At 38.2% G+C, this 13,397-nt stretch carries 12 protein-coding genes and 1 pseudogene; 9 read left to right on the forward strand and 4 right to left on the reverse strand.

The genetic code is table 11. The annotated features are described in order from the left end of the window. A pseudogene (locus EYS08_RS26180) lies at positions 1 to 208 on the reverse strand (IS110 family transposase); the annotation flags it as partial. A gap of 296 nt (positions 209 to 504) precedes the next feature. On the opposite strand from EYS08_RS26180, the gene EYS08_RS22960 reads away from it, so the two are divergent. The 3 genes from EYS08_RS22960 (at position 505) to EYS08_RS22970 (ending at position 3,896) form a co-directional block, all read left to right on the forward strand. Then, a complete protein-coding gene (locus EYS08_RS22960; RefSeq protein WP_131032282.1) occupies positions 505 to 1,083 on the forward strand; it encodes a PhnA domain-containing protein in 579 nt (192 codons plus the stop codon). A 367-nt stretch (positions 1,084 to 1,450) separates the two neighbouring features. Beyond that, complete coding sequence (locus EYS08_RS22965; RefSeq protein WP_131032283.1) at positions 1,451 to 2,839, forward strand: arginine decarboxylase; 1,389 nt, start codon at positions 1,451 to 1,453, stop codon at positions 2,837 to 2,839. Positions 2,840 to 2,999: 160 nt separating this feature from the next. After that, entirely contained in the window at positions 3,000 to 3,896 is an 897-nt protein-coding gene (locus EYS08_RS22970; protein WP_131032284.1) for a DUF72 domain-containing protein, read from the forward strand. Positions 3,897 to 3,948: 52 nt separating this feature from the next. Here EYS08_RS22970 and EYS08_RS22975 read toward each other — a convergent pair whose 3' ends face one another. Beyond that, positions 3,949 to 4,446, reverse strand: a complete 498-nt coding sequence (locus EYS08_RS22975) for a DUF1579 domain-containing protein (RefSeq protein ID WP_131032285.1) — start codon at positions 4,444 to 4,446, stop codon at positions 3,949 to 3,951. A 97-nt stretch (positions 4,447 to 4,543) separates the two neighbouring features. Between EYS08_RS22975 and EYS08_RS22980 the strand changes: the two genes are divergently transcribed. From EYS08_RS22980 to EYS08_RS23005, 6 genes are all read left to right on the forward strand, one after another. Then, a complete protein-coding gene (locus EYS08_RS22980) occupies positions 4,544 to 5,257 on the forward strand; it encodes a 3'-5' exonuclease (protein ID WP_131032286.1) in 714 nt (237 codons plus the stop codon). Then, positions 5,258 to 5,521 carry an Imm32 family immunity protein gene (locus EYS08_RS22985; RefSeq protein WP_208745941.1) on the forward strand — a complete coding sequence of 88 codons (264 nt, stop codon included), beginning with the start codon at positions 5,258 to 5,260 and terminating at the stop codon, positions 5,519 to 5,521. Continuing rightward, positions 5,521 to 7,227, forward strand: a complete 1,707-nt coding sequence (locus EYS08_RS22990) for an ABC transporter ATP-binding protein (protein ID WP_131032287.1) — start codon at positions 5,521 to 5,523, stop codon at positions 7,225 to 7,227. The genes EYS08_RS22985 and EYS08_RS22990 overlap by 1 nt, the downstream gene beginning before the upstream one ends. A 6-nt stretch (positions 7,228 to 7,233) precedes the next feature. After that, positions 7,234 to 8,274 carry a sialidase family protein gene (locus EYS08_RS22995; RefSeq protein ID WP_131032288.1) on the forward strand — a complete coding sequence of 347 codons (1,041 nt, stop codon included), beginning with the start codon at positions 7,234 to 7,236 and terminating at the stop codon, positions 8,272 to 8,274. A gap of 268 nt (positions 8,275 to 8,542) precedes the next feature. Next, complete coding sequence (rnr, locus tag EYS08_RS23000; protein WP_131032289.1) at positions 8,543 to 10,675, forward strand: ribonuclease R; 2,133 nt, start codon at positions 8,543 to 8,545, stop codon at positions 10,673 to 10,675. A gap of 46 nt (positions 10,676 to 10,721) precedes the next feature. Then, on the forward strand, positions 10,722 to 11,696 hold the full coding sequence (locus tag EYS08_RS23005) for a polyprenyl synthetase family protein (protein WP_131032290.1): 975 nt from the start codon (positions 10,722 to 10,724) through the stop codon (positions 11,694 to 11,696). 393 nt (positions 11,697 to 12,089) lie between these two features. Here the strand turns inward: EYS08_RS23005 and rpmA are convergent, their stop codons facing one another. Next, on the reverse strand, positions 12,090 to 12,518 hold the full coding sequence (rpmA, locus tag EYS08_RS23010) for a 50S ribosomal protein L27 (protein ID WP_131032291.1): 429 nt from the start codon (positions 12,516 to 12,518) through the stop codon (positions 12,090 to 12,092). Between the two features lie 52 nt (positions 12,519 to 12,570). Continuing rightward, entirely contained in the window at positions 12,571 to 12,882 is a 312-nt protein-coding gene (gene rplU, locus EYS08_RS23015; RefSeq protein WP_025146774.1) for a 50S ribosomal protein L21, read from the reverse strand. Between the last annotated feature and the right edge of the window lie 515 nt (positions 12,883 to 13,397).

Below are 13,397 nucleotides of genomic sequence, written 5' to 3' on the forward strand. Positions count from 1 at the left end.
CGCTTTCATAAGCACATTCATAACGGGCTTCTGGATAATTGGTTGAAAGAAAATTCCAAAGTCCATCCACTGACGGGGGAGACTGGACGAAGCTTTTGAGATACTGTTTCCCTAGATAGAGTGAAACAGTCCAGCTTTTAAGGTGAACATCGATGCCACAGCTTATCGTATGACCGCTAAAATCTAATTTTTCTGCTAAATTTGTCATGATCTTAGTTCTATTGTTTATTTAAATTTAACAATTGTGGCTTGCTAAAGACCACTTGAACTAAGATCACTTTTATTACATAGATACTGATCGGAACGAACATCCCGATTCTTATCGGGATAAAGTGGAGAGCAAGACCAACCCCCAACCTATAAAAACAGGAACCTGCTTTCCAAATGATCAGCAAACAGGCTCTCTCTAATGCCGCCGAAATGACAATCTATATTTACTTCTCCCCTTTTACAATCATCTATTCCGATTAGTTTTATTACTTTCGCCAAAAATCCAGTATCAATATGTCTTTAGTACAAGAATTACAGACCCGTTCGGGCAATAAATGCGAATTATGCACCGCTGAAACCAATTTATCGGTATATGAAGTGCCGCCAACCAGCAATGCCAATAGCGATAACAGTATTTTAGTTTGTAAAACCTGCTTAGATCAGATTGAAAAAACGGAACAGCTTGCACCAAACCATTGGAAAATATTAACAGAAACCATGTGGTCGGAATTTGCCCCGGTACAGGTTGTTGCCTGGAGAATGTTGAGCAGATTAAGAAATGAAGGCTGGGCAGCAGATAGTCTGGATATTTTATACCTTGAAGACGAAACTTTGGAATGGGCTAAAAAAACCGGCGACCACGAGCAAGACGGAACTGTAGAATTTCATCAGGACAGCAATGGTACGCGTTTATTTGAAGGCGATACCGTGGTTTTGATTAAAACTTTAGATGTTAAAGGCTCAACTTTGAGCGCTAAATTGGGTACCGTAGTTAAAAATATCCGATTAGTTCATGATAATATCGAACAAATTGAAGGTAAGGTTGAAGGACAAACTATTGTAATCTTAACCAAATACCTCCGCAAAGGATAAAGCGTTATTTGATTATTTACTCCTGCCTTATTAGTCCACTCGCTATCAAACCTTAAATAACAGTGCGGTCCTTCCCAACTAAACCTAAGGGATCGGAACGAACACGAGTGCAACGAGTAAAGTGGAGAGCAGGGCCAACCCTAACCTATAAAAACAGGAACCTGCTTTCCAAATCTTAAAACTTAAAGATATTATTAGCACCTGTTTTCCAGATCATTACCAAAATAGAATCACTCACTTTCTATTCAAAACAATTTGTCGGCATTTTTTGTAGTTAGGCTAAGCGTTTCCTTACAGTAAAAATATTTTCAATACCGTTTAATTCTCGATTTAAAATTACATTTTTGCAAAAATTATTTAAAAGTAAATGCAGAGTTACTCAGAATTTCTTGATCTAAGTGTTGGTTTCCCTCAAGAGGGTTTCGATGTTATAGATGATGAGTTGTATTTTCAGGATTTAAACCTGATGGAAATGATCGAAACTTACGGTACTCCCCTACGTTTCACGTACTTACCAATGGTTAGCAAGAAGATTCAGCAGGCGAAGATCCTTTTCCAAACCGCTATTTTAAAGAACAATTATCGTGGTGATTATAAATATTGCTACTGTACAAAAAGTTCGCATTTTAGGCATATTGTAGAAGAAGCTTTAAAAAATAACATCCACCTGGAAACTTCTTCGGCTTTTGATATGCCGATGGTTGATGCGCTGGAGAAAAAAGGTGTGTTAACGAAAGATACCACCATCATATGTAACGGTTTTAAAACCTACCAGTACAAACAATATATCATTGATATGTTGCATGATGGTTATACCAATATTATCCCTGTTTTAGATAATAAAGAAGAGTTTAACCTTTTTGATGATGAGGTTGATATTGATACCCCTTGTAACTTAGGTATCCGTATTGCTGCTGAAGAGCAGCCAGATTCGCAGTTCTATACATCGCGTTTAGGTGTGCGTATGGAAGACATTATTGATTTCTACAATAATAAAATCGTTCACAATCCTAATTTCAGGGTTAAATTATTGCACTTTTTCATTAACTCGGGTATTACCGATTCACCATACTATTGGAATGAGTTAGAGAAATACGTAACACTTTATTGCAAATTCAAAAAAATCAATCCGGATTTAGATACCCTCGATATTGGTGGTGGTATGCCATTTAAAGATTCGTTGGTTTTCGATTTCGATTACGAATACATGGTAAACGAAATTGTGAAAAGGATTAAAGAAATCTGCGCTATCCACGATGTAATGGAACCAGATATTATTACAGAATTTGGTAAATATACGGTTGCAGAGGCTTCTGGTATACTTTATAAAGTACTGGGCCGTAAACAACAGAATGATCGTGAGCGTTGGTTAATGCTGGATGGTTCTTTTATTACCAACTTACCTGATGTTTGGGCATTAAATCAAAAATACATTTTATTGCCAATTAACAATTGGGACGCTGAATATGAACGGGTTAACTTAGGTGGTATTACCTGCGATGGACAGGATTATTACAACCAGGAGGCGCACATGAACAGTGTATTTATGCCGAAAACACGTAAGGTGCAGTATTTAGGTTTCTTCCATACTGGTGCTTACCAGGAAGTATTGAGCGGTTATGGTGGTATCCACCACTGTTTATTGCCAAGCCCAAAACATGTTTTGATCCGCAGAAACCGTGATGAAAGCTTTAATTTTGAGGTTTTCGGAGAAGAACAAAATAGCAAGCAGGTATTGAAGATTCTGGGTTATTAATTCAGTTTGTAGTTTGGAGAGACGAAAAACATAAACTTTCCACAATAAGCCAAAGCAAAGAACAAGTTTCTTATTTTTACAACATATAAATACCTTAGTTGAATAAGCTAAGGTATTTTTTTGCCTTAAACCTTTTACCTTACACCTAAAACCTTTAAAAATGAAATTCGGCCAAGTAGAAGACCCAACCATTATAGATTATGCCCTTCCTGCTGATGCTCCTGAAACAGCAGCAATTTTAGCAGCAAATAAACCTAAACAATCTTTCCAGGCCTATGTGGGCTGCGCCAAATGGAACAAGGCAGATTTAAAGGGCTTTTATCCAAAAGGAACTAAGGATGAATTGACTTACTATGCTACTCAATTTAATTCTATTGAGCTTAATGCCACATTTTATGGTATGCCAAGCCGTGAACAAGTAATCACCTGGACACAAAAAACACCTGCAGATTTTAAGTTTTTCCCAAAACTGACCAATACCATCAGTCACTTTAAAAGATTGATCAACGTTAAAGAACCTGTAGAACAGTATTGTGATGCCATCAGTAATTTTGAAGATAAATTAGGAATGGCTTTTCTTCAATTGCACGATAACTTTAAGCCTAAAGATTTTGAAAGGCTAAAAATCGTAATCAACGAATTCCCAAAAGTAATTCCTTTGGGTGTTGAAGTGAGAAATGAAGAATGGTTTTCAAATCCAGCCATAACCAACGAATTTGCACAATTATTTCAGGAAAATGGTGTAGCCAATATTATTGTTGATACTGCAGGGAGAAGAGACATGCTGCATATGCGTTTAACTTCGCCTACGGCCTTTGTGCGTTTTGTTGGCGCAAACGATGATGACATAGATAAAAAACGCTTAGACGATTGGATTAAAAGAATTGTAAGTTGGAAAGAACAGGGCTTGCAAAACTTATATTTCTTTGTCCATCAAAATATTGAGCTATCTTCCCCATTATTTTCAGCTTATTTTACAGATAAACTGAATAAAGCTGTAGGAACTGTTTTAAAAATCCCGGTAATGGCCAATCAGGCTTCGCCAAGTTTGTTTTAGTTTTTTTGGTACTTCATTCCCAATCAAGTTGGGAATGAAGGCCCTTCTAAATTTATTTTCTGCTATAAACCGTTTCGGTAGCTTTAGCTTCTTCCCCTTCTGGCGAAATATTATAAGCTGTTAATACGATTTCATTTTCGTTAATTATTTCAAGCGCTGTTCTCCAGCCCCAAAGCTGTTCACCATATTCTGGGCTACCATATTCGCCAAAAACAGAAAAACCATCTGCGGTAGCCTCACCACTCGAAAGCATAATCTGCGTACCCATGTGGAAACTGTCTACCCAACTTGTTGTAAATCTTTGGTAAGGAATATCGAAACCGACAATCATTTTGCCTTCAAAAGCTTTTCCTTCCAAACTTCCCTGGTAATCAAGAGAAATAAAACGGTTACCCAAAATTGAAGTAATTTTTGCTTCAGCTGGAGATTCATCTGCCAGCACATCCTTTTCGAACCAGGTTTTGGTTAACCCATTCCAGGTGCCAATTAAACTTTGAAGCTTTTGGTGAGCACCATCTGATAAAGATTGCTCAAATTTACTTTTTGCCATAATCCAAACTTATAAAATTTAAGTAGTAATGTTTAATTGTTTGCATAGAAGATTTTGAATTGAAAATTGTAAATTGTTAACTGAAAACTATCTATATATGTTAAAGACGTTAGATCTCAATCAGGTAATGGTTATCGATATAGAAACTGTACCTCAATATCCATCTTTTCAAGATGTACCCCCGCATTTTCAGGAACTTTGGGAGCAGAAAACACATTATCAAAGAAGTCCAGACCAAAATGCTGAAGAATTTTATGAAAAAGCAGGCATTATGGCCGAATTCGGTAAGATTATCTGCATCAGCATGGGGATTTTCAGTGCTCAGGACAAATCCGCCTCATTGCGTATCAAATCTATTTTTGGTCATGATGAAAAAGAAATGCTGCTACAGTTTTCTGCTTTATTGAGTAAACAAATGCCCACTTTAATGTTCTGTGCGCACAATGGAAAAGAATTCGATTTCCCATATTTATGCCGACGTTTATTGGTTAATGGCATAGAAATTCCGGTTCAATTGCAGCTTTCGGGTAAAAAACCTTGGGAAGTAAACCATATCGATACGATGGAACTCTGGAAATTCGGCGATTACAAACATTTTACTTCGTTAAACCTGCTGGCTGCTATTTTAGATATTCCAACACCTAAAGATGACATCAACGGAGCGCAGGTAAGACAAGTTTATTATGAAGAAAAAAATCTCGATAGAATTGTTACCTACTGCCAGAAAGATGTAATTACTACTGCCCAGGTATTGTTAAAATTTAAAGGAATGGATATAATTCCGGCAGAAAACATTACAATTGTAACCTAAATGATGGTCGAAGTAAAACTGGAAATCCCAAAATATAATGATGAGGCAGGGTTGCAATCTAGCTGGTTAGATGGGTTTATTCTTAAAACAGATATTATTGAAAATCAAATCCAAATTCATGCGAATAAAGCAGGACTCATTTCCCTTGCAAAACAGCTGCTTTCCTTAGCACAGGATGAAACGCCAATTGGCTCTCACTACCATTTAGATGATTACAATAGCCTGGAAACAGGTTCAAATGAGCTTATTATTTCAAAAATTTGATGCTAAACGTAGAGAACCTAAATATCGATTTCTATAACCAGGATAAAAAAACCTGGTTTAAAGCTGTAAAACAGATCAGTTTTAATGTAAAAAAAGGAACTGTTTTAGGCATTGTTGGCGAATCTGGTTCTGGAAAATCGGTTACTTCCTTCTCCATTATGCGCTTGCATGATGAACGTGCGGCAAAAATTACCGGAGAAATAGATTTTGAAGACATTGGCCTGCTCAATCTCAGCTCGAACGAAATCCGCCAGATCAGGGGAAACCAGATCTCAATGATTTTCCAGGAACCCATGACTTCGCTCAACCCCGTTTTTACCTGCGGATACCAAGTGGCAGAAGCCATTATGCTGCACCGAAAAGTAGATAAAGCGGAAGCAAAAAAACATACCATTGCACTGTTTAATGAAGTGCAATTACCACGACCAGAAAAAATATTTTATAGCTACCCACACCAAATATCAGGCGGGCAAAAGCAAAGGGTAATGATTGCCATGGCTTTAAGCTGCGATCCGAAATTATTAATAGCCGATGAACCTACTACGGCATTGGATGTAACCGTTCAAAAAACAATTTTACAGCTTCTGTTAAAACTGAAACAGGAACGGAATATGGCGATGATCTTTATCTCGCATGATTTAGGCGTAGTAAATGAAATTGCCGATGATTTGGCAGTAATGTACAAAGGCGAAATTGTAGAGCAAGGCTCTGCAAAATCTATTTTCGAAAACCCACAACATCCATACACCAAAGGTTTGCTCGCCTGTCGCCCCTCGCCTAGTCTACAATTAAAAAAATTACCAGTGGTGGCCGATTTCCTTACCGGAAAAATTGATGATGCTTCAGCACATTTACAGGCTTCAAACCGACTAACAACAGCCGAAATAACCGCACGGAGAGCGGAACTTTACGCCCAAAAGCCTTTACTTCAGATTAAAGACCTATGTACCTGGTATCCCATTCACAATGGCCTTTTTGGCAAAACGACTGATTATGTTAAAGCTGTTGAGCAGTTGAATTTTGAGGTTTTTCCTGGCGAAACCTTAGGTCTGGTTGGCGAATCGGGTTGTGGTAAAACCACTCTCGGCCGTACCATTTTACGGTTGATACAGCCTACTTCTGGCGAGATCATTTTTAATGGCGAAAACATTACACGCATCGGTAAAACGGCCTTACGGAAGTTAAGGAAAGATATTCAGATTATTTTTCAGGATCCTTACGCTTCATTAAATCCAAAATTAAGTATCGGTCAATCGATTTTAGAGCCATTACACGTGCATAAATTATACCGTAATGATAGCGAGCGTAAACAAAAAGTACTGGAATTGCTTGATAAAGTAGGCTTAAAAGAAGAGCATTTTAACCGATATCCGCATGAATTTAGTGGCGGACAAAGGCAGCGTGTGGTTATTGCCAGGGCTTTGGCTTTACAACCTAAATTTATCATCTGTGATGAATCGGTATCTGCTTTAGATGTTTCCGTTCAGGCGCAGGTTTTAAACCTTATTAAAGATCTCCAACGCGAATTTGGACTCACTTATATCTTCATTTCTCACGATCTGGCCGTTGTAAAACATATTTCAGACCGTATTTTAGTGATGAATAAAGGAAAAATTGAAGAAGAGGGCTTTCCAGAGCAAATATTTTATGCACCAAAAGCAGCTTATACCCAAAAACTGATCGAGGCCATTCCAGGACACCAATAATAGAAAATGCTTAAATATCTTTCAATTGTTTTTACACTGATTTTTCTTTCTTTAAACGTTTATGCGCAAAAAGTAGAAATCATTCAGGCCACTACTATTTTTGAAAAGGCACCATTCGAGGCCTGTCACGCTTCAACTCTGGTTGATTTGGGTAAAGGAAAAATAATGGCGGCCTGGTTTGGTGGCAAACATGAAGGCAGTAAAGACGTAGTCATCTGGTCGTCAATAAAAACCGGAACGCAATGGAGTCAGCCAATCGAAATTGCAAATGGGATAATAAACGATACCAGCCGATTTGCTTGCTGGAATCCTGTGCTTTTTAAAACAAAAAACGGCACTTTGTTTTTACATTATAAGGTCGGTGCAAATCCCAGAACCTGGTGGGCAGAATATAAAACATCCGTTAACAATGGAAAAACATGGTCTAAAGCACAGAAATTGCCTAAAGATTTTCTAGGGCCAATTAAAAACAAACCTATCCAATTACCAAATGGAACAATTCTTTATCCCTCAAGTACAGAAAGTTTAGATGAAAAAACATGGGCCATCCACATTGAAAAATCAGATGGGGAAGGTAAAAACTGGAAAAAGATTAATATCAACTGTGATACTTTTGGTGTTATCCAACCTTCTATTTTAACCTATCCACACGGAAGACTGCAGTTATTATGCAGAAGCAGGCAGAATGTGATTGTAGAAAGCTGGTCGGAAAATAATAGCGAAACCTGGTCAAAACTTAAGGCTACACAGTTACCTAATCCAAACTCTGGTAGCGATGCCGTAACCTTAAAAGATGGTCGACAATTACTGGTTTACAATCCGTTAACAGCAGGCAAAAACTGGTGGGAAGGCAGGTCAGTATTAAAACTGGCCATATCAACCGATGGCGAAAACTGGCAGGATATTTACACGCTAGAAAACCATGCTAAGGGCGAATACAGCTATCCGGCCATTATCCAGGATAAAAACGGCAACATACATTTGAGCTATACTGTCGAGCGGAAGAAAATTACTTATGCGGAGATCAGGTTAGTCCATAGTCCGTAGAACGGAAAGGTATTCTGAAAGAAGTTTTAACCGTCTAATATTATTTATTTGGTTTATGGTTTATAGCCGATAGTCAAATAGCCATTCCCCATAACCTATCCACTCCATTGACCATTAACGATGAACCCTAAGTTAGTTGGCAATTTGCTTTACCAACCAATGGCCGATGAACCAATGAACTATAAACCATCATCCATTTTACATATTATACCCTATATTTTTCATCCTGAGCATCTTTTCTGTATCTTCGGTAAATTCAGTTTAGCATATGGCAAAGAAAAAATCGGCAAATATAAAATTAGTTCTGAATCAATTGGTTAGCGATGTTTTTGAAAAAAACAATAATCAGCTACTTAATTACAAACAGGTTTCGGCCAAATTAAATTTGAACGATCAAGAATCAAGAGAAACCATTCTCGAGGTCTTAAAAGAAGGGAAAAGTGCAGGAATTTTCTTAGAACCAGAAAAAGGTAAATTTAAACTTAAAGAACTACAAAATTTTATCATTGGCACCGTTGATATGACCGCCGATGGTTCAGCGTATATTGTTCCGGAAGATGAATTTGAGAAGGATATTTTTGTAGCTCCACGAAAACTCAAAAATGCATTACACGGGGACACCGTAAAGGCTTATGTTTTCGCAAAGAAAAGCGGTCGTAAAAATGACGGCGAAGTTGTCGAAATCATTAAAAGAGCAAAATCAGATTTTACAGGTGTAATCAAGATATCAGATCGTTTTGCATTTGTAATTGCGGATGATAAAAAAATGATGCACGATATTTTTGTGCCCCTGGCCGATACCCACGAAGCCAAAAACGGTCAGCGTGTATTGGTAACCCTATCAGATTGGCCTGAAAGTGCCAAAAACCCAATAGGAATTGTTAAGCATGTACTGGGAAACCAGGGCGAGAACAATACCGAAATGAATGCTATTTTAGCGCAGTATGGTTTTCCATTAGAATTTCCACCACAGGTAGAACGCGAAGCCAATGCCATTCCAGAAGAAATTCCTGCAGCAGAAATTGCCAAAAGAAAAGATTTCAGAAAGGTATTAACTTTTACAATAGATCCGGCAGATGCGAAAGATTTCGATGATGCCATCTCTTATCAAAAACTCCCTAACGGAAACCACGAAATTGGTGTGCATATTGCCGACGTTTCGCATTATGTAATCCAGGGAACCGATCTTGATAAAGAAGCTTATAGCCGTGCAACTTCGGTTTATTTGGTAGACCGTGTAATCCCAATGTTGCCAGAGCGTTTGAGTAATGGTGTATGCTCATTACGTCCACACGAGGATAAATTGTGTTTTGCAGCTGTTTTCGAACTGGATGAGCAGGCCAATATTCAATCCGAATGGTATGGCAGAACGGTAATCCACTCAGACAGAAGATTTAGTTACGAAGAAGCACAAGAAGTAATCGAGAATAAAGAAGGCGATTACGCTCAAGAAATTCTTAAACTGAATGAATTGGCTTATATCCTTCGCGATCGTAAATTTAAAAACGGTGCCATCAGTTTCGAAAGTACAGAAGTTAAATTCAAACTCGATGAATCTGGCAAACCAATTGGTGTTTACGTAAAAGAGCGTAAAGATGCCCATAAACTGATTGAAGATTACATGCTTTTGGCCAACCGTAAAGTTGCCGAATTTATAGCCAAGAAAACTAAAGGAAAAGACAAACTGACCTTTGTTTATCGTGTGCACGATTCGCCAAATATGGAAACCCTGAATACTTTCGCAACTTTCGCTTCGCGTTTCGGTTATAAAATCAACACCAAATCGGATAAAGAAATTGCCAAATCACTGAATAATTTAATGGCCGATGTAGAAGGCAAAAAAGAACAGAATATCCTGACTTCGCTGGCCATCAGATCTATGGCAAAAGCAATTTATTCGACTAAAAAAACCAGCCATTATGGTCTGGCTTTCGAATATTACACTCACTTTACTTCTCCTATCCGCCGTTATCCGGATGTGATGGCGCACAGGCTTTTACAAACTTATTTAGATGGCGGAAAATCAGCAGACATGGAATTTTACGAAGTGGCCTCTGTACATTCTTCGGCAATGGAGAAAAGAGCCGCTGATGCCGAACGTGCTTCGATTAAATACAAACAGGCCGAATACTTAGAGAACAATATCGGTACGGAGTACAAAGGGATTATTTCGGGTGTTACCGAATGGGGCATGTATGTAGAGATTGAAGAGAACAAATGTGAAGGTATGATTCGTTTAAGAGACATATCAGACGATTTTTATGTGCTTGATGAGAAAAATTATTGCATAGTAGGTCAACGCAAAAAGAAAAAATACCAGTTGGGTGATGAAGTGATGATTAGGGTAAAAAAAGTAGATCTTTCTAAACGTCAGATCGATTTCACCTTAATTCCAGATTAAAAATATAAAATTGTGCCTTAAACACAGTGTTTACGCAATAAGTACAATGCATACTACAGAAGAATTACAACAAATTTTAGATACTGCAATACAAAATTTAAAGTTTCCGGACCATCCTAAACAGCTTTACGATCCGATTACTTATATCATTAATCTTGGCGGGAAACGGGTAAGACCGTTATTAGTTTTAATGGGGACAGAGCTGTTTGGTGAAAATGCAAACGAATCGATCCACGCCGCTATGGCCATTGAGATCTTTCATAATTTTACGCTCGTTCATGACGATATTATGGACAATGCACCACTCCGGCGAGGGAAAGCTACCGTCCACGAGAAATGGAGTACCAATATTGCCATTTTAAGTGGTGATGTAATGATGGTGGAAGCTAATAAAAGCCTTGCAAAAGTTAATCCAGCCTTTCTTGGTCCGGTATTGAATACCTTTAATGTAACCGCTCAGGGAGTTTGCGAAGGCCAGCAATTGGATATGGAATTTGAAGGCCGTGATGATGTGAGTATTGAAGAATACATCAACATGATCAGGTTAAAAACGGCAGTGCTTTTGGGGGGAGCCTTAAAACTTGGAGCCATTATCGCTGGTGCCTCAGAAAAAGATGCAGACTTAGTTTATCAGTTTGGCGAAAATATCGGTATCGCTTTTCAGCTACAGGATGACATTTTAGATGTTTACGCTGATCCTGAAAAATTTGGAAAACAGGTTGGTGGTGATATCATAGCCAACAAAAAAACCTTCCTGCTATTAAAAGCCTTTGAACTTGCCGATGGAGAAACCAGAGCATCATTAGATACCTGGACTGGATACAAAGAATTTAATGCGCAAGAAAAAGTAGATACTGTGCGCCAGGTATACGACACTTTGGATATTCAGGATATTGCAAAAAAAAGCATGAATAACTACCTCAACAGAGCTTTAGCTGTATTTGCGCAGATTAATGTGAGCGATGAGCGCAAAGCGAATCTCTTAATGCTTACTGATCAATTAATGGCCAGAGAATATTAAGATATTCGTCATTTCGACTGAAGCATAGCGGAATGGAGAAATCTATAAAATTGATTTTTATTAAAATAGATTTAGCTTCGCTGAGCCTTCGGGTTCTCGGCCTTGTTGCACTTCGCTCGGAATGACGCACTTATATACCCTAGCTTTCTGGAGTTGGGAGTTTTGGGTTTGGAGTCGATTAATTGATCTCTGCAATATGTCACCATGTCCAAAGGACTCCTGTGGAGAGTGAAGTCGAAGGGCGATTAACCAGTCTGAGTTGAGCGCTTGGCGTTTAGCGCCAATTAACCGATTTGACCAATCGAACTAGTTCCTAATGAACCAGTGAACCATATATAAAAACAAAAAAGTCCCGATTTGCATCGGGACTTTCCTTTATAACTTTGTTACTAATTATTCTGCAGGTGCAGCTTCTTCAGTAGTTTCGTCTTTTTTAGCTGCTTTTTTAGCAGGTGCTTTTTTAGCAACCGGAGCTGCTTCAACAACCTCTTCAGCTACAACTTCTTTTTTCGCAACCGCTTTTTTAGCAACTGGTGCTTTAGCTACTGCTGCTTCAATTTCAGCTTCAGTGATAGGAAGGATAGAAACATAAGATTTGTTATCTTGTTTCTTTCTGAAAATTACAGTACCATCAACTAAAGCAAATAAAGTGTGGTCTCTACCAATACCAACACCTTTATCAGGGTGGTGTTTTGTTCCACGTTGACGTACTAAAATGTTTCCAGCGATAGCTAATTGCCCACCGAAAATTTTAATACCTAAACGCTTACTATGCGATTCACGTCCGTTTTTCGAACTACCGGCTCCTTTTTTGTGTGCCATGATTTTATATTTTGTAACTCGCTAAAGAGCGAATTATTGGGTTAACAATTAATTATAGAGTGATGTCTGAGATCTGAATCTTAGTGAAAAACTGGCGGTGACCATTTTTCTTTTTGTAACCTTTTCTACGTTTTTTGTGGAAAATAATTACTTTATCACCTTTTAAATGAGATACGATCTTAGCTGAAACTTTAGCACCTTTAACTGCAGGAGCACCTACAGTAATTGCACCACCGTTGTCAACCAACAATACATTATCAAATTCAATACTAGCGCCTTCATCTCCTTGTAATCTGTGTACAAAAAGGTGCTGGTCTTTAGCAACTTTAAATTGCTGCCCTGCTATATTTACTATTGCGTACATTGTTTAAATATTAGTTTTTTAATTTTTATTTAACGAGGTGCAAATATAGAACAAATTCAATTAACACACAAATACATATCGAAAATATTTTTCACTAAAATCATACAGGATCAAGATTCGGAGAATTTAAGGATTTCAATATCGATTTAACGACTATTTTAACTGCATTTTTTGAAAATCGTGGTTTAATAATTCTTAGGTTAAGCCTGCCTTGCTGTCTATTGTAGCAAACACTTATGATTGGAGCGCAAGGTCAGTGCAAAATATTAAGTTTCTTCCCGTTTTACGCTTATACGCTTCGCTTCCTCGTACCTCGTTGCTGCAGGGTAACGCTTCAACCAGGGCTAGAGAGCTAAGACTGCATTTCATTTTTATGGTTGCAGGGTGCACAACCCCTTGTTCCTAAACCCGACAGCAGCGGCAGCCTCCGATTTTCCATCGGAGCTACAGCGAATGGCGGGGCTGAAAACCTCCAAGAACCACAAGCCGCTCATTTCCAAATCGGAATTAAACAC

The organism is Pedobacter kyonggii, assembly GCF_004310665.1.
Lineage (GTDB): Bacteria > Bacteroidota > Bacteroidia > Sphingobacteriales > Sphingobacteriaceae > Pedobacter > Pedobacter kyonggii.